We start from the raw sequence: 19,676 nt of genomic DNA on the forward strand, positions 1-19,676 counted from the left end.
TTGGGTATAACAGGCGGGCGCAGGCGCGCCGCCGATGCTCAGGGCTTGCGGTCGGGACAGGGGGCTGTCCCGACGCGGACCGCGTGCGGTTACTCCGCTGCGGTCTTCACCTGAAAGCCGCGCTCGATCATGTCGGACGGGGCGACGGGGTATTCGCCGGAGAAGCACGCGTCGCAATATTGCGGCTCGGCGTTGTTGCGGCCTTCGGCCTCGCCCACTGCGCGGTAGAGCCCGTCGAGCGAGATGAACCGCAGGCTGTCCACGGCGAGGTGCTGGCGCATCTCTTCCTCGGACATGTGACTGGCGAGCAGCTTCTCGCGTTCCGGCGTGTCGACTCCGTAGAAGCACGGCCATGCGGTCGGCGGGGAGGCGATGCGGAAATGCACTTCCTTGGCGCCGGCATCGAGGATCATTTCCTTGATCTTGCGGCTGGTGGTGCCACGCACGACGCTGTCATCGACCAAGATCACGCGTTTGCCCGCGATCAAGGCGCGGTTCACGTTCAGCTTCAGCCGCACACCCATGTTGCGGATCTGCTCGGTCGGCTCGATGAAGGTCCGGCCCATATACTGGTTGCGGATGATCCCCATCGCATAAGGAATGCCGCTTTCCTGGCTGAAGCCGATGGCCGCGGGCGTGCCGCTGTCGGGGACGGGGCAGACCAGATCGGCATCGACCGGGGCCTCCCGCGCCAGTTCCACACCGATCTGGCGGCGGGTTTCATAGACGGAGCGCCCGCCCTGAACCGAATCGGGACGCGAGAAATAGACGTGCTCGAAGATGCAGAACCGCGGCTTGCGCGCGTTGAACGGGCGGTGCGAGGTGACGCCCGCCTCGGTGATGACGACCATTTCGCCGGGCTCGATCTCGCGCACGAACTCCGCGCCGATGATGTCGAGCGCGCAGGTCTCGGAGGACAGCGCCCAGCCATCGGCGACCTTGCCCAGAACCAGCGGGCGCACGCCCAGCGGATCGCGCACGCCAATCAGCTTGGTCCGGGTCATGGCGACCACGGAAAACGCGCCTTCGACCCGGCGCAGCGCATCTTTCATCCGTTCGGGGATGTCGCGCTGCAACGACCGCGCCATCAGGTGGATGATGCATTCGCTGTCCGAGGAGGACTGAAAGATCGAGCCACGTTCGATCAGTTCGCGGCGCAGCGCGGCGGCATTGGTGATGTTGCCGTTATGGGCGATGGCCGCACCGCCCATGGAGAATTCGCCAAAGAACGGCTGCACGTCACGCAGCTGCGTGTTGCCCTTTGACCCGGCCGTGGAATAGCGCACATGGCCGATCCCGATTTCGCCCGGCAGGGTATCCATTACCGATTGGTTGGTGAAGTTGTCGCGCACATAGCCGAAGCGGCGTGCGGAATTGAAACCGTGATCGGGGGCGTAGGTGACGATGCCACCGGCCTCCTGACCGCGATGCTGAAGGGCATGCAGCCCGAGGGCCACGAAGTTGGCGGCGTCAGTGACGCCAACCACGCCGAAAACGCCGCATTCCTCCTTCAGCTTGTCGTCGTCGAAGGGGTGCGCGGGGGGCATATGTGGGGGCACGATGGCGGGCTCCGAATCCAGCTCAGGGCGGCAGGGTCGCTATACTGTGTGACGGGGGGGCTGTCATCCCTTTGTCACGCATCCGTGTTGGATCGGCCACAGGCAAGGCGGGCGCAGGCGGGGCAGTGGGTGTCTTTGCGCCGCCGATCACGGCTGCATTATCTATGCAGCACAGGGCATTGACGCCGCCCGCGCCGCGCCGCAGGCTCCGCGCCGTGCCGATCCGCAGGAGTTCGTGATGACCAGCCCCGACGACATGTCCGACCGCGCCAATGCGGCGCAATCGGCCCCGGAGGTCCCCGACGCGGCGCCTGCGCCGGGGCGCGCCGATCCGATGGTGACGCGGTTTACCGGCAATTTCACCCAGCAGGCGGCGCTGCCGCAGTCCGCGCTTGATGCCGCAACGACGGTTCTGGGGCATGGACGGTTGCACCGCTATAACCTGCTGCCCGGCGAGGTGGGCGAGGTCGCAGCGCTGGAGGAGGAATTCGCAGCCTTCACCGGCGCGCGCTATTGTCTGGCCGTCGCGTCGGGGGGGTATGCCTTGGGCGCGGCGCTGCGCGCGGTGGAGGTGCAGCCGGGCGACCGGGTGCTGACCAATGCCTTTACGCTGGCGCCGGTGCCGGGGGCCATCGCCGCAATCGGCGCGGTGCCGGTCTATGTGGAGGTGACCGAGGATTTGGTGATCGATCTCGATCATCTGGCGGCGATGCTCGACGCCGAGGCAGGCCGCGCGCAGGGCGCAAAGGTGCTGCTACTGAGCCATATGCGCGGCCATATCTGCGACATGGACCGGCTGATGCGCCTGTGCGACGACGCGATGGTCACGGTGATCGAGGATTGCGCCCACACGATGGGCGCGGCGTGGCGTGGGGTGGCGTCGGGGCGGCACGGGGCGATGGGCTGCTATTCGACCCAGACCTACAAGCATATCAACAGCGGCGAGGGCGGGCTGCTGGTCAGCGACGACCCTGAACTGATGGCGCGGGCTGTGATCGGATCGGGGAGCTATATGCTCTATGACCGCCACCGGGCCGCACCGCCGCCGGAAGTCTATGAGAAAATCCGATACGACGTGCCAAATGTGTCGGGGCGGATGGATGCCCTGCGCGCCGCGATTTTGCGGCCGCAACTGGCCGAACTGCCCGACGCCTGCGAAGGCTGGATCGCCCGGCACGCCGTGATTGCCGGGGCGCTGCGCGACAGCGGCTTGGCCCATGTGCCGCGCCGCAATCCCCATGCCCGTGAAATCGGCTCGTCCATTCAGTTCCTGCCCCATGCCGCTGCGCCGGAGCAGATCCGCGAGCTGCTGTGCGCCTGTGCCGCGCGGGGGGTGGAGCTAAAATGGTTCGGGGCGGAGGAGCCGCAGGGCTACACCTCGCGCTATGACAGTTGGCGCTACGCCCCGGTGCCCCCGCTGCCGCGCACCGATGCGGTGCTGGCGCGGCTCTGTGACATGCGTATTCCCCTGTCATTCGACCTTGATGCCTGCGCGCTGATCGCCGCCATTCTTGTCGAAGAGCTGTCGCGCCTTTAACCTGCCGGTCCGACGGATTGCGCCGAAAGCCTATATAACACTGGGTTTTCGGCGCGTCTAAGCGACCTTCCGCCGAGGCCGCGAAACCGGTCTTGGAACCAGCATCCTCCCGGCGTGTTGCCCTTACCTAAGCCGGGCGGCGACGCTGCCCGAGCGGGGCCGGGTAGTCCGGTCTCATCAAAGTTGAGGAGCAAAACAAATGCTGAAACGTAAAGCACTCGTCCTGACGACCGCCGCTGCCGCGATCGCCGCCGGTCCCGCACTCGCTGCTATGGAAGCGACCGCAACCACCGACCTGAACGTCCGCTCCGGCCCCGGCCCGCAATATGATGTGGTCGGCCTGATCGACGCCGATGCTGCCGCTTCGGTCGATGGCTGCCTCGAAGCCGCGAACTGGTGCAAAGTGAGCTATAACGGCACCACCGGCTGGGCCTATGGCGCCTACCTGACCGCGCCGCTGGGCGGTGAGCCCGTCGCGCTTCAGTCCTCGCCGCAGGAACTGGAAGTCACGACCATCACCTATGAGGAAGACAACTCGGATGGCACCTCCGCTGCTGCCGTCGGCACCATGGGTGCCGTTGTCGGCTCGCTGATCGGTGGCCCCGCCGCCATCGCCGCCGGTGCCGTTCTGGGTGCCGCGACCGGTGTCGCCGTCGACCCGAACGAAGACACGGTGACTTATGTCACTGAAAACCCCGTGGATCCGATCTATCTCGACGGCGAAGTCGTGGTCGGTGCCGGTATCCCGCAGGAGATCGAGCTTTATGATGTGCCGACCGCGGAGTATTCCTATCTCAACGTGAACGGTCAGACCGTGCTCGTGGAGCCGTCCGAGCGTCAAATCGTCTACGTCGTGCGCTAATGCGCTGACGACAGAGTTCCGGTCCTTGGTGTCCGGAGTCTCCGGGGCGGTCCGCGTTAAGCGGGCCGCCCTTTTGCGTGAAGGGGAGCAACGCATGAGCCTAGGGAAGATGACAACGCTGGCCGGGCTGGGGCTGGTTTGGGAGAGCGCGGCATTTGCGCAGGACCTGATTTTCGACCCCGCGCCGGTGGAGGCATGTCTGGCCGAAGGTGCATCCGATCCGCGCCAATGCATCGGCCTTGCCGCCGCGGCCTGTATGGAGGCGATACCGGGCGGCACCACCACTGTCGGGATGGGGGGCTGCGCGGATCGTGAACTGAGCTATTGGGATGCGCGGCTGAACCGGGCCTATGGCGCGCTGCGCCCGCATATGGCGCAGATGGATACCGGAAACGCAATTCCGGGCCGGGATCTGCCAAGCGCTGAGATCGCCCTGCGCGACATGCAGCGGGCATGGATCGGGTTTCGTGATGCGCGCTGCGCCTATGACGCCGCGCAATATGGCGGAGGCACCGGCGCCAACCCGGCCTTCCTGACCTGCATGATGCAGGAAACCGGTGAGCAGGCTTTGGCGCTGGAGGCCGATCTGGTGCGATAGGCGTTGCTCGGCACCATATTGCCGGGGCGCTGGCGCAGCACCGCGCGCAGGCGGCGGGCGGGCTGAAATTCCGCACCGCGCGCCTAAATGGAGTGGGGCAGGGACGGGGCCACCGCCGTGCTCCGCCCCCTCGAAAGGAGACCGCCATGACCGACCTGCCACAATCCGACCCTCATGATCCGCTCGCGCAGGCGGTGGAGCGGGTGCTGGAGGAACAGCGCCGGTTCGAGGCCCGCCGCAGCACCCGCATGGGCACCGGCACCGAAAAGGTGACTGCGCCCGCGTCCCGCCTGCTGCGCCGGTTTCTGCCGCCGGGAATGATGCGCCGCGCGCTGATGATGGCCGACCAAGGCGCGGGCCGGACGCTGCCCGAAGGCGCGGGGAGCCATGACCTCGACGATATAGACGCCTGCGAAGCCGCCGCGCTCAGGGTGCAGAAATGGTCCGTCGGCTCCAACGCCGCGACCGGCGGGCTTGCGGGCTGGTTCGGCGGGCCGGGGGCCATGTTCGACGTGCCCGCCACGCTGTCGCTTGCCGCGCGCAATGTGCGCGCGACCGGGGCGGCCTATGGCTTTGCGGGCAATGACGACGAAGAACGCCTGTTCCGGTTGCAGATCCTCGAATTGGCGACGGTGCAGGGCATGGAGGCGCGCGGCGATGCGATGGGCCGGATCAACCGGCTGGCCCGGCAGCTCAATGAGCCGGAGGTGCGATTCGCCGCTGATCGCGCCGTCGACTGGGTGTTCGATAAGGTGATCGACCGCGTCGCGCGGGGGTTGAGCGTCGATCTGCTGCGACGCAAGGCCGCGCAGGTGGTGCCGCTCGCGGGCGGGCTGATCGGGGCCGGGGTCAATGCCAGCTTCCAGACCGATGTCAGCCGCGCCGCCCGTTGGGCCTATCGCCAGCGATGGCTTATGCATCGCAAGGTCTTGCCCGCGCCGCCCGCACCTGCCACCTCCGCAGGCGATGACAGGCAGGCGGAGACGGGGCATGACCAAGCGTGACGATCAGACGGGGCAGGGCGCGCCCGCTGCGGACCCTGTGCAGGCAGACACCGTGTTGGCCCGACGCGGCCCGGATGGCAGCTATTGGGTCGAAGTGCCCGCAACCGCGGCCCGCGCCCACCCCAAAGGCCGCCCCGGCGCGCTGATCTGGGCTTCGGCGCTGTGGCTTGCCGTCACCGCCGGGATCGAATTGTGGATCATAGGGCTTGGCCTTGGCGGCACATGGGCTGTGGTTTTTGCGGTGCTGTCGCTGTTGGCGGCGGCGGGGCTGATGCTGCGGGTGCCGCTGTCCTTATGGCTCACCATGGTGATCTGCGTCCGGCAATTATGGCGGCTCTTGTCGCTGGTGGGTGGCGGCGCAGTTTTGCTGCAATCGGGCTTTGGCCCGGTGCAGGCGCTTATCTTGGTTCAGGCGGCGCTGGCGCTGGCGGTGGGGTTCTATCTGCTGGATGGCGACCGGCCCAATCTGATCTATCGCCGCCGCTACCGCGCCACGGTGCGCGAGGAGGACAGCGCCCCCGATGCCACTCCCGCCGTGGCCACCGACGCCGAGCGCCGCTGATCCCTGCCGCACAGGGCGCCTGACTGCCCGGAAATCGGGCGCTTTGCCTATGCGCAACGCCTGCTCTTTGCGGCAATCGCGGGGCGTGGGGGTGGTAGCGGTCACATCGGGGTGCAAATCGCGACGACAGGACGCTAAGTTAGGCGTCATCGGGGCGGCCGTCCTCGGTTGACCCCGGACCGGGCCGGGCGTAAACCCCGACGAAAGCCGGAGCGCGCCTATGGGCGGCTCCCCGCCAGAAAGGAGCCATCCGTGGACGTGCTGCTCAGGGAATATCTCCCGATCCTCATCTTTCTCGGTATTGCCGTCGCGCTGGGGATCGTGCTGATCCTGGCCGGTCTGATCGTCGCGGTGCGGCACCCGGACCCCGAAAAGCTGTCGGCCTACGAATGCGGTTTCAACGCCTTTGACGATGCGCGGATGAAATTCGACGTCCGTTTCTATCTGGTGTCGATCCTGTTCATCATCTTTGACCTCGAAGTTGCGTTCCTGTTCCCATGGGCCGTGGCCTTCCCGATGCAGACGGATGTCGGGTTCTGGTCGATGATGGTTTTCCTTGGCGTGCTGACCATCGGCTTCGCCTATGAATGGAAGAAAGGAGCCCTCGAATGGGAGTGAGCACCTCCGCCAATGCTGCCGGGGCCGATCGCGAGGTCGCCACGCAGTCCCTGAATGCCGAGCTTCAGGACAAGGGCTTCCTCGTCACGTCGACCGAGGACATCATCAACTGGGCGCGCACCGGCTCTTTGCACTGGATGACCTTTGGTCTGGCCTGCTGCGCCGTCGAGATGATGCAAACCTCGATGCCGCGCTACGATGTGGAACGCTTCGGCACCGCGCCGCGCGCCTCCCCGCGCCAGTCGGACCTGATGATCGTCGCAGGCACGCTGACCAATAAAATGGCGCCCGCGCTGCGCAAGGTCTACGACCAGATGCCCGAGCCGCGCTATGTGATCTCGATGGGCTCCTGCGCCAATGGCGGTGGCTATTACCACTACAGCTATTCCGTGGTGCGTGGCTGTGACCGGATCGTGCCGGTCGATATCTACGTTCCCGGCTGCCCGCCGACCGCCGAGGCGCTGCTCTACGGTATCCTGCAACTCCAGCGGAAGATCCGCCGCACCGGAACGATCGTGAGGTAACGCAGATGGCCGAGACCACAGACCAGACCACCGCCGCCACCCCGCGCCCCGCCGCGCATGTGGGCCCCATGCCTGACGCCGCGCTGGAGGAACTGGGCACCTATCTGGAGGCCAAGCGCCCCGATTGCGTGCTGGGCTACACCGTGATCCGTGGCGAGCTGACGGTTGATGTGTCGCCCTCCGCGCTGCCCGGCTTCTGCGAGTTCCTGCGCGACGACCAGACAACGCGGTTTTCCACGCTCGTCGACATCACGGCGATCGACTATCCCCAGCGGGATAAGCGGTTCGACGTCGTCTATCATTTCCTGTCGATGTATCAGAACCACCGCATCCGCCTGCGCGCCGCCGTGCGCGAGGAGGACATGGTGCCTTCGCTGACCGCGATCTATCCGGCGGCGAACTGGTTCGAGCGCGAAGTCTTTGACATGTTCGGTCTGCTGTTCAGCGGCCATCCCGACCTGCGCCGCATTCTGACGGATTACGGCTTCCGCGGCTTTCCGCTGCGCAAGGATTTCCCCACCACCGGTTACACCGAGGTGCGTTACGACGAGGTGCAAAAGCGCGTCGTCTACGAACCGGTCAATCTGGTGCAGGAATACCGCCAGTTCGATTTCATGTCCCCGTGGGAGGGGGCCGATTATATCCTGCCCGGCGACGAGAAGATCGCCGCGGACGGCCACAAGCCCTGATCGGGGCGACGGTCCCCTGCCGGTGGCGGGAACCGTCCTGAGCAAAGGACCAGTTAGCGCGCATGGCCGAACCAGTGCTCATGTTCGGGGTCGGGGCGACCAAGGCCGGCACCAGCTGGCTCTACCGCTATCTGGCGGAGCATCCCGATTGTGCGATGCCTGCGGTGAAGGAATTGCACTTCTTCAACACGCTTGAAAACGGGCAGGTTCTGGCGCGGATGGACCAGCTGACCGAAAGCCGAACGCGCCACCGGGAGCGGATGCGTAAGGCTGAAAACGGCACCCCCAAATTCGCGGCGCAGAAAGCGCGCGTCGAGGGGCACGATCAGCTGATGGCGCTGATTGGCAATGGGCTGGACGTGGACCGCTACATGGCGTGGATGTCCGAAATCCGGGGCGACCGCGCTCTGGTCGGGGATATCACGCCCGCCTATTCGCTGATGGGCGAGAAGATGCTGCGCCGGATGGCGGGGCTGCGGGGCGGAATGCGCCCGCGCTTCGTGTTTCTGATGCGCGATCCCGTGGCCCGGCTGTGGTCCAACGTGCGCATGGTCGCCGCCCGCCGCGTGGGCAGCCGCGATCAGGGCAAGCTGGCGCAGGCCGCGGTCGAGGAGATGCGTGCCGCGCTGGACCGGCCTCGCAACCCGGCGATGCTGCGGTCCGACTATGCGGGCATGATCGCGCGGCTCGACCGCGCCGTGCCTGCCGAGGCCACCTATCTGGGCTTTTATGAGGAACTGTTCTCGAAGCCCGAGATCGACCGGCTCTGCGCCTTCCTTGGGTTGCGCGCGGCGCCCGCGAAATTCGACAGGATTCAACATGCCGGCGTGCATGTGGATCTGCCCGAGGATCTGGCCGCTGACGCGCGCCGGGCCCTCGCCCCGCAATATACCGCCGTCGAGGCCCGCATGGGGCGGATTCCGGCGAAATGGAACGACATGAGGATGAAGGTGCAAGGATGATGGACGGATCGAAGTTCGACGACGCCCTGACGGGCGAGCAGCAAATCCGCAACTTCAACATCAACTTCGGCCCGCAGCACCCCGCGGCCCACGGCGTGCTGCGCATGGTGCTGGAGCTCGATGGCGAGATCGTGGAACGCTGCGACCCGCATATCGGCCTGCTCCATCGCGGCACCGAGAAGCTGATGGAAAGCCGGACCTACCTGCAAAACCTGCCCTATCTGGACCGGCTCGACTACGTCGCTCCGATGAATCAGGAACATGCATGGTGTCTGGCCATCGAGAAGCTGACCGGCACGAATATTCCGCGCCGCGCGTCGCTGATCCGGGTGCTTTACTCCGAAATCGGCCGGGTTCTGAACCACCTGCTGAACGTGACCACGCAGGCCATGGATGTGGGCGCGCTGACGCCGCCGCTCTGGGGCTTCGAGGAACGCGAGAAGCTGATGATCTTCTACGAGCGGGCCTGTGGCGCGCGCCTGCACTCGGCCTATTTCCGGCCCGGCGGCGTGCATCAGGATCTGCCGCCCGCGCTGATCGACGATATCGAGGCGTGGGCCGAACAATTCCCGGCGCGGTTGGATGATATCGACGAACTGCTGACCGAAAACCGGATCTTTAAGCAGCGCAACGCGGATATCGGCATCATCAGCGAACAGGAGGCGCTCGATTGGGGCTTCTCCGGCGTGATGGTGCGCGGCTCCGGCATGGCATGGGATCTGCGCCGCGCGCAGCCCTACGAATGCTATGATGAATTCGATTTCCAGATCCCCATCGGCAAGAACGGCGATTGCTATGACCGCTACCTGTGCCGCATGGCGGAGATGCGCGAGAGCGTGAAGATCATTAAACAGGCGGTGACCAAGCTGCGCGCGGAGCCGGGCGAAGTTCTGGTGCGCGGTAAGCTGACACCCCCCGCCCGTGGCGACATGAAAACCTCGATGGAAGCGCTGATCCATCATTTCAAGCTCTATACCGAGGGCTTCCACGTCCCGGCGGGCGAGGTTTATTGCGCGGTCGAGGCGCCCAAGGGCGAGTTCGGGGTCTACATGGTGTCCGACGGCACCAACAAACCCTACCGGATCAAGCTGCGCGCACCCGGCTACCTGCACCTGCAGGCGATGGACCATGTGTCCAAGGGCCACCAGCTGGCCGATGTCGCCGCCCTGATCGGCACCATGGATATCGTGTTCGGCGAGGTCGACCGGTGAGCCCCGCGCTCGCCCGTCCTGCCGACTGCAAGGGAAAGTTTGTCTGAATGCTTCGCCGTCTCTATCACGACCAGCCCGAGAGCTTCGCTTTCACGCCCGCCAACCTTGAATGGGCGCAGGCGCAGATTACCAAGTATCCCGAGGGGCGTCAGGCATCCGCGGTCATTCCGCTGCTGTGGCGCGCGCAGGAACAGGAAGGCTGGCTGTCGCGTCCGGCAATCGAGACCGTCGCGAAGATGCTCGACATGGCCTCGATCCGGGTGCTGGAGGTCGCGACCTTCTACTTCATGTTCCAGCTTCAGCCTGTGGGCACCGTCGCGCATATTCAGGTCTGCGGCACCACGTCCTGCATGATCTGCGGCGCCGAGGATCTGATCGCGGTCTGCAAGGACAAGATCGCCCCCAAGGCGCATCAGGTCTCCGCCGACGGCAAATTCTCGTGGGAAGAGGTCGAATGTCTGGGCGCTTGCACGAATGCGCCGATGGCGCAGATCGGCAAGGACTATTACGAAGATCTCACCGCCGAAAAGCTGGCCGACATGCTGGATGCGATGGCACAGGGCGAGGTGCCGGTGCCGGGTCCGCAGAACGGGCGGTTCTCCTCCGAGCCGCTGGGCGGGCCGGTCGTGCTGACCGAAGGTGCCGATGACCGGCTGGAGCGCAACGCCTCCGTCGCGCTGGCGCTGGATCTGGGCGACACGCTGAAACGGATCGACGGCACCGAAGTGCCGCTTCTGACCCCGTGGCAGCAGGACGGGGCTGGCAAGAAAGCCGGGTCCGAAGCGCCGATCCCCGAAACCGACGCCGAGGATGACGATACCCGCTCCGCCGGTGCATCCGTCGACGATACCGGCATCGACAAACGCGAAGCCCCGGTGCATTCCGCCGCCGAAGTGGCCGAGGATGTGACCCCCGCCGAGCAGGGCGACGACACCCCCGACACCGCGCGCGGTCAGTCCATGCAGGACGGCAGCGACACCGGCGCCGAGGATAAGGCCGCCGCAGCGGGCACCGATCACGTCACGTCCGAAGGCACCGCGAACCCGCCCGCCGAGACCCCCGAAGACCCCAGCGTCGACGCGGGCGACACGGGCGCGGCATCCTCCGGCACGTCCGGCAGCACGGACACGGCTTCTGCCAAATCCTCCACCGACGCGGCGGAAACCACGACGGATCGCACCGGCGCGGACGAAACCGACGACCTGAAGGCGGTGGTCGAGGCCGAGGAAACCCCCAACGCCTCCGAAGACGATGCCGAAGCAGGCACCCGCCCCGAGGCGCTGGATGGCCCGCGCGATGGCAAGGCCGACAACTTGAAGGAAATCAAGGGCGTCGGTCCGAAACTGGAAACCCAGCTGAACGAGCTTGGGATCTATCATTTCGAGCAGATCGCCAATTGGTCGCAGGATGAAATCGCGTGGGTGGATACCCATCTGGTCGGCTTCAAGGGCCGCGTGACCCGTGACGATTGGGTCGCACAGGCCAAGACCCTCGCCGCTGGTGGCGATACCGAGTTTTCCAAACGCGTCGACAAGGGTGATGTATACTGACCCATGATGCAGCGGCCTGACATCTCTCTGCGCCGGGGCGCGCGGACCGGAGCCCGGCAATGACCGGCTCCCGGCTCTCCCCCGACGAACGCCGTGCGGAAACCGCGCGGCGTGGCCGGTTGGTGGCGATCGTCATCGCCGTGACCGGGCTGTTGTGGATCGGTGCCAATGCTTTGGGCGTCAGCCTCGGCTGGAGCCATTCGACCATGGCCTTTTTCGACCTCGCCGCGCTCGCCGGATTTCTCTGGGCGATGATCGTGACTTATCAGATCTGGCGCAAAAGCCGTCAGTAAGACCCGAAGGACACCGCAATGCTGAAAGACCAGGACCGGATCTTTACCAACCTCTACGGCATGCACGACCGCACCCTTGCCGGGGCGCAGAAGCGTGGCCATTGGGACGGCACCGCCGGCATCCTTGAAAAGGGCCGCGACTGGATCATCGACGAAATGAAGGCCAGCGGCCTGCGGGGCCGGGGCGGCGCTGGCTTTCCCACCGGGCTGAAATGGTCCTTCATGCCGAAGGAAAGCGACGGGCGTCCGCATTATTTGGTCGTCAACGCCGACGAATCCGAGCCCGCGACCTGCAAGGACCGCGAAATCATGCGCCACGATCCGCATACGCTGATCGAAGGTTGCCTGATCGCCAGTTTCGCCATGGGCGCGCATGCCGCCTATATCTACATCCGGGGCGAATATATCCGCGAACGCGAGGCGCTTCAGGCCGCGATTGACGAGGCTTATGACGCGGGGCTCGTGGGCCGCAATGCCTCTGGCTCCGGCTGGGATTTTGACATCTACCTGCATCACGGCGCGGGCGCTTATATCTGTGGCGAGGAAACCGCCCTGATCGAAAGCCTTGAGGGCAAGAAGGGCATGCCGCGGATGAAGCCGCCATTCCCTGCGGGTGCGGGTCTCTATGGCTGCCCCACCACCGTCAACAACGTCGAGTCGATCGCGGTCGTGCCGACGATCCTGCGGCGCGGTGGCGAATGGTTCTCCTCCTTCGGGCGGCCTAACAACGCGGGCACCAAGCTGTTCGCGATCACCGGCCATGTGAACACGCCTTCGGTTTTCGAAGAAACCATGTCGATGTCGATGAAGGAGATGATCGAGCGGCACGGCGGCGGCATTCGCGGCGGCTGGAAAAACCTGAAAGCGATCATCCCCGGTGGCGCGTCCTGCCCGATCCTGCCGGCTGAGGCCTGCGAAGACGCGATCATGGATTTCGACTGGATGCGCGAGAACAAATCCTCGCTCGGCACCGGCTGCATGATCGTGATGGACAACGACACCGACGTGGTAAAGGCCGTGTGGCGCCTGACCAAGTTCTTCAAGCATGAAAGCTGCGGCCAGTGCACGCCCTGCCGCGAAGGCACCGGTTGGATGATGCGGGTCATGGACCGTCTGGTCACGGGCGAGGCGGAGGTCGAGGAAATCGACATGCTGCTCGACGTGACCAAGCAGGTCGAGGGCCACACCATCTGTGCGCTCGGCGATGCGGCGGCCTGGCCGATCCAGGGTCTGATCCGTCATTTCCGCAATGAAATCGAAGACCGTATCAAGCATAAGCGCACGGGGCGCGTCAGCGCCGTCGCCGCGGAATAAGCGGTCGGACCCCTGACATGATGCAGCCTTCCTCCCCCAACGGCGATCTCGCCCCGCAGCCCGGCCTTTGCGCCGGGGCGGCGCGCGATTTGTCGCGTGGGGCAGGGCGGTTGCGCGGCGTGGTTCATGCGCGCCCCGATACCGGGATCGTGCATGGCGCGGGGCTTGACCTCGGCGCGGAATGGACCGATCACGACGCCGATACTCCCCGCATGGATCACCGCCCGCAGAGGCGCCACGCAGGGATCGATCGTCCGGAAACGGGCGCTCGCCGCACAGGCCCGCAAACGGGCACGGATAACAAGCGCCCGGTCACGGGCCATAATGACACGATGGGACAAATGTGGGATCACCCGACCCTTGGTCGCGCCTTGGGGACAGGAGCGCGCAAGACGCTCCGCCCCCGTGCCGGTCACGGGTCAGACGGCAGACGAGCTTCGCGCCGCTGCCTTCACAGGAGACCGTTACGCATGACCATTCGCCGCACCACCCGCAGCCTTGCGCTGTCCGCCTTCGTGGCACCCGTCCTGATGATGTCGGCCACCCATGGCGCCGCCGCATCGCTGTCGGAAAACAAGACCATCAATGACGGCCTGTTCGCCATTGCCGCCGCGGATGAGATCCGCAAAACATGCCCGTCCATCGACGCGCGCATGCTGAAGGCGCTCGGCTTTTTGAACTCGCTGGAAAGCCACGCCCGCCAGCAGGGCTATTCCAAGCGCGAGATCGACGATTTCGTCGACAGCAAGGCCGACAAGAAACGACTGGAAAAGCGCGCCGCCGATTATCTGGCGGCCAAAGGCGCGGTAAGCGCCCGACCCGAGACCTATTGCACCGTGGGCCGCGCCGAGATCGCGGCCAATTCCCAGATCGGTGCGCTGCTGAAAGCGAAGTGAGCCAACATGACCGACCTTCGAAAGATCATCATTGACGGCAAAGAGCTGGAAGTCGATCCGGCGATGACCCTGATCCAGGCTTGCGAGCAGATCGGGATCGAAATCCCGCGCTTTTGCTACCATGAGCGGCTGTCGATCGCGGGCAACTGCCGGATGTGTCTGGTCGAAGTCGTGGGCGGTCCCCCGAAACCTGCCGCGTCCTGCGCCATGCAGGTCAAGGATCTGCGCCCCGGTCCCGAAGGCGCGCCGCCGGTCATCAAGACCAACTCGCCGATGGTGAAGAAGGCCCGCGAGGGGGTGATGGAGTTCCTGCTCATCAACCACCCGCTCGATTGCCCGATTTGCGATCAGGGGGGCGAATGCGACCTTCAGGATCAGGCGATGGCCTATGGCGTGGATTTCTCCCGCTACCGCGAGCCCAAGCGCGCGACCGAGGATCTGGACCTCGGCCCGCTGGTCGAGACGCATATGACGCGCTGCATTTCCTGCACCCGTTGCGTGCGCTTCACGACCGAAGTTGCGGGCATCACCCAGATGGGCCAGATCGGCCGGGGCGAGGACGCGGAAATCACCGCTTATCTGGGCGAAACGCTGGATTCGAACCTTCAGGGCAACATCATCGACCTCTGCCCGGTGGGCGCGCTGGTGTCGAAGCCTTACGCCTTTACCGCCCGCCCGTGGGAACTGACCAAGACCGAGTCGGTCGATGTGATGGATGCGCTCGGCTCCTCCATCCGGGTCGATACCAAGGGCCGCGAAGTGATGCGCATCCTGCCGCGCAACCATGACGGCGTGAACGAGGAATGGATTTCTGACAAGACGCGCTTTGTCTGGGACGGCCTGCGCCGCCAGCGTCTCGATCGGCCCTATATCCGCGAGAACGGCAAACTGCGCCCGGCCAGCTGGGGTGAGGCGCTCGCCGCCGCCGCCACCGCGATCAAGGGCGCGTCGAAGCTTGCCGGTCTGGTTGGCGATCTGGCCCCGGCCGAGGCGATCTATGCGCTCAAGCAACTGGTCGAAGGGCAGGGCGGCTCCGTCGAATGCCGCACCGATGGCGCGAAACTGCCCGCGGGCAACCGCTCGGGCTATGTCGGCACCGCGTCGATCGAGGATATCGATCACGCCCGCCACATCCAGATCATCGGCGCCAACCCGGCAATCGAGGCACCCGTCCTGAACGCCCGCATTCGTAAGGCGTGGCTGCACGGTGCCGAAGTGGGCCTCTTGGGTGAGGCCGCCGATCTGACCTATGACCACCATCACGTCGGCACGGATCGCAAGGCGTTGCAGGAGTTGCTCGACCGCGATTTCAACAAGGTCCGCGAGGAGCCTTCGGTCATCATCGTCGGCCAAGGCGCGATTCGCGAAGCCGACGGCGCTGCCGTTCTGGCCGCCGCGATGAAACTGGCCGAGCAGACCGACAGCCGTCTTCTGGTGCTGCACACCGCCGCCAGCCGTGTCGGCGCGATGGATCTGGGCGCCGTGACCGAAGGCGGGCTCGATGCCGCCATCGACGGCGCGGATGTGATCTATAACCTCGGCGCGGACGAGATCGAAATCGCCGCAGGCGCCTTCGTGATCTATCAGGGCAGCCACGGCGACCGCGGTGCGCACCGCGCCGATGTGATCCTGCCCGGAGCCGCCTATACCGAGGAAAACGGTCTCTTCGTGAATACCGAAGGCCGCCCGCAGCTGGCATTCCGCGCCGGTTTCGCCCCCGGCGAGGCCAAGGAAAACTGGGCCATCCTGCGCGCGCTTTCGGCGGAACTGGACGCGGTGCTGCCCTTCGACAGCATGGCACAGCTGCGCCAGCAGATGGTCGACGCGGTGCCGCATCTGGCGCTGGTCGATGAGCTGATGGAAAACGAATGGCAGCCGCTGGACGCGGGCACATTTGGCGATGCGGGCTTCCGCGGCGCGGTGACGGATTTCTACCTCACCAACCCGATTGCGCGCGCCTCGCAGCTGATGGCGGAATTGTCGCAGAACGCCCGCGCCCGTCACTCCGCGCCGATCGCGGCCGAGTGACGGTGACCGCGTGGCCCGGATCCTCCGTTCTCTCTGGCTGCCTGTCTGCTCGGCGCTCGCGCTTGCAGCCTGTAGTGATGGGGAAACGGATGCGTCCCGCAGCGCCGAAGGTGTGTTCGAACCGGGATACCGGGGAATCGACACGCGGCTGCTGGACGGTGATCTGGTGAGTTTTGTTGTGGAAATGAGCGGCGCGCGGGGCTCCCGCGATGTCGAAGACTACGCGCGCTGCGCTGCAGCGCAATATACCCTGATCCGAGGTTACGGTTTTGCACGTCACGTGCGGACAAGGACAGCGGAAGAGGGTGGCATTTGGCGGGCGGATGCTGTTTACACCATCTCGCCAGCACTCCCCCAGGGGCTACAGACCATCGACGCGGAAGTGACGGTGGCCGACTGCACCGAACGGGGAATACCCACGGTCTGAGGATGAAGGCAGAATGGCAGAATTCATAGCAACCCCTTTTGGAAGCCTGCTGCTGATCGTGCTGCAATGCCTGCTCGTTGTGGCGTTCGTGATGATCAGCCTGCTGTTTCTGGTCTATGGTGACCGCAAGGTCTGGGCCGCGGTCCAGATGCGCCGCGGGCCGAACGTCGTGGGGGTCTTCGGGCTTCTGCAGTCGGTGGCCGACGCGCTGAAATACGTCACCAAGGAAGTGGTCATTCCGGCCGGCTCCGACAAGGTGGTGTTCATGCTCGCCCCGCTGACGAGCTTCGTGCTCGCCATGATCGCGTGGGCGGTGATTCCTTTCTCCGACGGCTGGGTGCTGTCGAACATGAACGTGGCCGTGCTCTACGTCTTCGCCGTCTCCTCGCTGGAGGTCTACGGCGTGATCATGGGCGGCTGGGCGTCGAACTCGAAATACCCGTTCTTGGGCTCGCTGCGCTCCGCCGCGCAGATGATTTCCTATGAGGTTTCGATCGGCCTGATCATCATCGGGGTCATCATCTCCACCGGCTCGCTCAACTTCTCCGACATCGTGCGGGCGCAGGATGGCGATCTGGGGCTGCTGAACTGGTATTGGCTGCCGCATTTCCCGATGGTGTTCCTGTTCTTCATCTCGGCGCTGGCGGAAACCAACCGCTCGCCCTTCGACCTGCCCGAAGCTGAATCGGAACTCGTCGCGGGCTATCAGGTGGAATACTCCTCCACGCCGTTCCTGCTGTTCATGGCCGGAGAATATATCGCCATCTTCCTGATGTGCGCGCTGACCTCGATCCTGTTCTTCGGCGGCTGGCTGTCGCCCATTCCCGGCCTGCCCGACGGCGCGCTGTGGATGGTGGCCAAGATGGCGTTCTTCTTCTTCATGTTCGCCATGGTGAAGGCCATCGTGCCCCGCTATCGCTACGACCAGCTGATGCGTCTGGGGTGGAAGGTTTTCCTGCCCTTCTCGCTGGCTTGGGTCGTCCTTGTTTCCTTCCTTGCGCATTACGGCGCGTTCTGGGGCGCCTATGCGCGCTGGACCACCGGAGGCTGATCACATGACCGCAATCGACTGGACCCGCGCGACCAAATATTTCCTGCTGGCGGATTTCTTTGCCGGTTTCAAACTGGGGATGCGCTACTTCTTCGCGCCGAAGCCCACGCTGAACTACCCGCATGAGAAGGGCCCGCTCAGCCCGCGTTTTCGCGGTGAACACGCGCTGCGCCGCTATCCTAATGGCGAAGAACGCTGCATCGCGTGCAAACTGTGCGAGGCGATCTGCCCCGCGCAGGCCATCACCATCGATGCCGAACCGCGCGAGGACGGCTCCCGCCGGACCACGCGCTACGACATCGACATGACGAAATGCATCTATTGCGGCTTCTGTCAGGAAGCCTGCCCGGTGGATGCCATCGTCGAGGGGCCGAATTTCGAATTCTCCACCGAAACCCGCGAGGAGCTGTTCTACGACAAGACCAAGCTTCTGGAAAACGGGGAACGGTGGGAAGCCGAGATCGCCCGCAACCTAGAGCTGGATGCCCCGTACCGATGACCAATGATTTCTCGAAACTCTTCCAGCAGATGTGGGAGCAGGGCCAGCAGATGACCCGCACGCTCAACCCTGCGATGGAAGCCTTCCAGGGCAAGGGGTTCGAGAACCTGTTTCCCACCATGCCGAAAGACATGATGGAGATGTATTTCGGCAAGACCTTCAACGCTGACGGGCTGGACGCCAAGACCCGCCTGTTGCTGACGCTGGGGGCGCTGACCGTGCTGGGCGCGCAGGCCGAGGCCCAGATCAAGACGACGGTGCGCCACGCGCTGGAGGCCGGGGCAACCGATAAGGAAATCGCCGGCACCATCGCGCAGATGGCGTTGTTCGGCGGCGTGCCGGCCATGACCAAGGCGATGGAGCTTGCGCAGAGCGTCATCGCCGAGAAAGAGGAAAAGTAGCGCCATGAGTGTCGCAGATCTTGCATTCTACGCCTTCGCCATCACCATCGTCCTTGCCGGACTTCTCGTGGTGGTCGCGCGCAACCCGGTGCATTCGGTGCTGTGGCTGATCTTGGCGTTTCTCAGCGCGGCGGGGCTGTTTGTCCTGCTGGGCGCGGAATTCGTCGCGATGCTTCTGGTCATCGTCTATGTCGGCGCGGTGGCCGTGCTGTTCCTGTTCGTCGTCATGATGCTGGATGTGGATTTCGCCGAACTGCGCGCGGAGATGGCGAAATACATGCCTCTGGCGCTGGTGATCGGGGTGATCTTGCTGCTGGAACTGGGCATGGCCTATGGCGCATGGACCACCGCGGACGGCGTGGAACGCGCGGCGACGCTGGGCGACATCCCGGCCTCGGAAATGCAGAACACCGCAGCGCTCGGCCTGCTGGTCTATGACCAGTATCTGGTGCTGTTCCAACTGGCGGGTCTGATCCTGCTGGTGGCGATGATCGGGGCCATTGTGCTGACCCTGCGCCACCGCCCGGACGTGAAGCGCCAGAATGTGCTGGCGCAGATGTATCGCGATCCGGCCAAGGCAATGGAGCTGCGCGACGTGAAACCCGGCCAGGGGCTTTGATCCTCTGGCAACGCGGGATCGCCATCGGCATTGCGCTGGCGATCTCGCCTGTCGCCGCCGTGCGGCGCAAACGGAACAAGCGGGTGTTTATACCCGCATTCGCCCTGACGCTGGGGGCCACAGGCTTCGGCGGCATGGGCATACTGAACTGAGGGACAAGGACAGATGGTCGGACTTGAAAGCTATCTCACCGTCGCAGCGACGCTGTTCGTCATCGGGATTTTCGGCATCTTCCTCAATCGGAAGAACGTCATCATCATCCTGATGTCGATCGAACTGATCTTGCTGTCGGTCAACATCAACCTCGTCGCCTTCTCCGCCTTCCTGTCGGATATGACGGGGCAGGTGTTCACGCTGTTCGTGCTGACCGTCGCCGCGGCAGAAGCCGCCATCGGCCTTGCCATCCTCGTCTGTTTCTTCCGCAACCGTGGCACGATCGCGGTGGAAGACGTCAATAACATGAAAGGCTGAG

Annotated in this window: 23 protein-coding genes; 22 read left to right on the plus strand and 1 reads right to left on the minus strand. The window is 64.8% G+C overall.

The features are described from left to right. Nucleotides 1-89 precede the first annotated feature (89 nt). Nucleotides 90-1,547 carry an amidophosphoribosyltransferase gene (gene purF / locus CBW24_RS06525; RefSeq protein ID WP_097373061.1) on the minus strand — a complete coding sequence of 486 codons (1,458 nt, stop codon included), beginning with the start codon at nt 1,545-1,547 and terminating at the stop codon, nt 90-92. 346 nt (nt 1,548-1,893) lie between these two features. On the opposite strand from purF, the gene CBW24_RS06530 reads away from it, so the two are divergent. The 22 genes from CBW24_RS06530 to nuoK all read left to right on the plus strand — a co-directional run bounded on the left by CBW24_RS06530 (nt 1,894) and on the right by nuoK (nt 19,675). Then, on the plus strand, nt 1,894-3,096 hold the full coding sequence (locus CBW24_RS06530; RefSeq protein WP_097374150.1) for a DegT/DnrJ/EryC1/StrS family aminotransferase: 1,203 nt from the start codon (nt 1,894-1,896) through the stop codon (nt 3,094-3,096). Between the two features lie 199 nt (nt 3,097-3,295). Next, on the plus strand, nt 3,296-3,958 hold the full coding sequence (locus CBW24_RS06535; RefSeq protein ID WP_088661958.1) for a DUF1236 domain-containing protein: 663 nt from the start codon (nt 3,296-3,298) through the stop codon (nt 3,956-3,958). Nucleotides 3,959-4,052: 94 nt separating this feature from the next. Further along, nucleotides 4,053-4,556 carry a lysozyme inhibitor LprI family protein gene (locus tag CBW24_RS06540; protein WP_232530241.1) on the plus strand — a complete coding sequence of 168 codons (504 nt, stop codon included), beginning with the start codon at nt 4,053-4,055 and terminating at the stop codon, nt 4,554-4,556. Nucleotides 4,557-4,702: 146 nt separating this feature from the next. Further along, a complete protein-coding gene (locus tag CBW24_RS06545) occupies nt 4,703-5,560 on the plus strand; it encodes an EcsC family protein (RefSeq protein ID WP_097373062.1) in 858 nt (285 codons plus the stop codon). Continuing rightward, entirely contained in the window at nt 5,547-6,122 is a 576-nt protein-coding gene (locus CBW24_RS06550) for a hypothetical protein (RefSeq protein WP_097373063.1), read from the plus strand. The genes CBW24_RS06545 and CBW24_RS06550 overlap by 14 nt, the downstream gene beginning before the upstream one ends. A gap of 252 nt (nt 6,123-6,374) precedes the next feature. Next, complete coding sequence (locus CBW24_RS06555; RefSeq protein ID WP_088661955.1) at nt 6,375-6,740, plus strand: NADH-quinone oxidoreductase subunit A; 366 nt, start codon at nt 6,375-6,377, stop codon at nt 6,738-6,740. Next, nucleotides 6,731-7,264, plus strand: a complete 534-nt coding sequence (locus CBW24_RS06560; protein WP_088661954.1) for a NuoB/complex I 20 kDa subunit family protein — start codon at nt 6,731-6,733, stop codon at nt 7,262-7,264. Before CBW24_RS06555 ends, CBW24_RS06560 begins: the two co-directional genes overlap by 10 nt. Nucleotides 7,265-7,332: 68 nt before the next feature. Continuing rightward, nucleotides 7,333-7,953 (plus strand): NADH-quinone oxidoreductase subunit C, encoded by a 621-nt coding sequence (locus CBW24_RS06565; protein ID WP_088662259.1) that lies wholly within the window; start codon nt 7,333-7,335, stop codon nt 7,951-7,953. Nucleotides 7,954-8,015: 62 nt separating this feature from the next. Next, on the plus strand, nt 8,016-8,915 hold the full coding sequence (locus CBW24_RS06570; protein WP_088661953.1) for a sulfotransferase: 900 nt from the start codon (nt 8,016-8,018) through the stop codon (nt 8,913-8,915). Then, the gene (locus tag CBW24_RS06575; protein ID WP_198405257.1) at nt 8,915-10,126 is read left to right on the plus strand and encodes an NADH-quinone oxidoreductase subunit D; all 1,212 of its coding nucleotides are present in this window, start codon (nt 8,915-8,917) and stop codon (nt 10,124-10,126) included. The genes CBW24_RS06570 and CBW24_RS06575 overlap by 1 nt, the downstream gene beginning before the upstream one ends. Before the next feature lie 47 nt (nt 10,127-10,173). After that, complete coding sequence (nuoE, locus tag CBW24_RS06580) at nt 10,174-11,676, plus strand: NADH-quinone oxidoreductase subunit NuoE (RefSeq protein ID WP_097373065.1); 1,503 nt, start codon at nt 10,174-10,176, stop codon at nt 11,674-11,676. A 59-nt stretch (nt 11,677-11,735) separates the two neighbouring features. Next, nucleotides 11,736-11,969: a DUF5337 domain-containing protein gene (locus CBW24_RS06585; RefSeq protein ID WP_088661951.1), complete on the plus strand. Its 234-nt coding sequence runs from the start codon at nt 11,736-11,738 to the stop codon at nt 11,967-11,969. A gap of 18 nt (nt 11,970-11,987) precedes the next feature. Then, complete coding sequence (gene nuoF, locus CBW24_RS06590; RefSeq protein WP_088661950.1) at nt 11,988-13,283, plus strand: NADH-quinone oxidoreductase subunit NuoF; 1,296 nt, start codon at nt 11,988-11,990, stop codon at nt 13,281-13,283. Between the two features lie 470 nt (nt 13,284-13,753). After that, nucleotides 13,754-14,179, plus strand: a complete 426-nt coding sequence (locus tag CBW24_RS06595; RefSeq protein ID WP_097373066.1) for a DUF5333 domain-containing protein — start codon at nt 13,754-13,756, stop codon at nt 14,177-14,179. A gap of 6 nt (nt 14,180-14,185) precedes the next feature. Further along, the gene (gene nuoG / locus CBW24_RS06600) at nt 14,186-16,207 is read left to right on the plus strand and encodes an NADH-quinone oxidoreductase subunit NuoG (RefSeq protein ID WP_097373067.1); all 2,022 of its coding nucleotides are present in this window, start codon (nt 14,186-14,188) and stop codon (nt 16,205-16,207) included. Nucleotides 16,208-16,226: 19 nt separating this feature from the next. Then, on the plus strand, nt 16,227-16,634 hold the full coding sequence (locus CBW24_RS06605) for a YNQ4 family lipoprotein (RefSeq protein WP_198405258.1): 408 nt from the start codon (nt 16,227-16,229) through the stop codon (nt 16,632-16,634). 13 nt (nt 16,635-16,647) lie between these two features. Beyond that, nucleotides 16,648-17,685, plus strand: coding sequence for an NADH-quinone oxidoreductase subunit NuoH (gene nuoH / locus CBW24_RS06610; RefSeq protein WP_088661947.1), 1,038 nt, complete (start codon nt 16,648-16,650; stop codon nt 17,683-17,685). Nucleotides 17,686-17,689: 4 nt separating this feature from the next. Continuing rightward, nucleotides 17,690-18,184, plus strand: a complete 495-nt coding sequence (gene nuoI / locus CBW24_RS06615) for an NADH-quinone oxidoreductase subunit NuoI (protein ID WP_088661946.1) — start codon at nt 17,690-17,692, stop codon at nt 18,182-18,184. Then, nucleotides 18,181-18,585, plus strand: a complete 405-nt coding sequence (locus CBW24_RS06620) for a carboxymuconolactone decarboxylase family protein (RefSeq protein ID WP_088661945.1) — start codon at nt 18,181-18,183, stop codon at nt 18,583-18,585. Before nuoI ends, CBW24_RS06620 begins: the two co-directional genes overlap by 4 nt. A gap of 4 nt (nt 18,586-18,589) precedes the next feature. Next, on the plus strand, nt 18,590-19,204 hold the full coding sequence (locus tag CBW24_RS06625; protein WP_088661944.1) for an NADH-quinone oxidoreductase subunit J: 615 nt from the start codon (nt 18,590-18,592) through the stop codon (nt 19,202-19,204). Next, on the plus strand, nt 19,201-19,356 hold the full coding sequence (locus CBW24_RS18320; protein ID WP_157773098.1) for a hypothetical protein: 156 nt from the start codon (nt 19,201-19,203) through the stop codon (nt 19,354-19,356). The genes CBW24_RS06625 and CBW24_RS18320 overlap by 4 nt, the downstream gene beginning before the upstream one ends. 13 nt (nt 19,357-19,369) lie before the next feature. Further along, entirely contained in the window at nt 19,370-19,675 is a 306-nt protein-coding gene (gene nuoK / locus CBW24_RS06630; RefSeq protein WP_088661943.1) for an NADH-quinone oxidoreductase subunit NuoK, read from the plus strand. Nucleotide 19,676 lies beyond the last annotated feature (1 nt).

Source organism: Pacificitalea manganoxidans (assembly GCF_002504165.1).
GTDB lineage: Bacteria > Pseudomonadota > Alphaproteobacteria > Rhodobacterales > Rhodobacteraceae > Pacificitalea > Pacificitalea manganoxidans.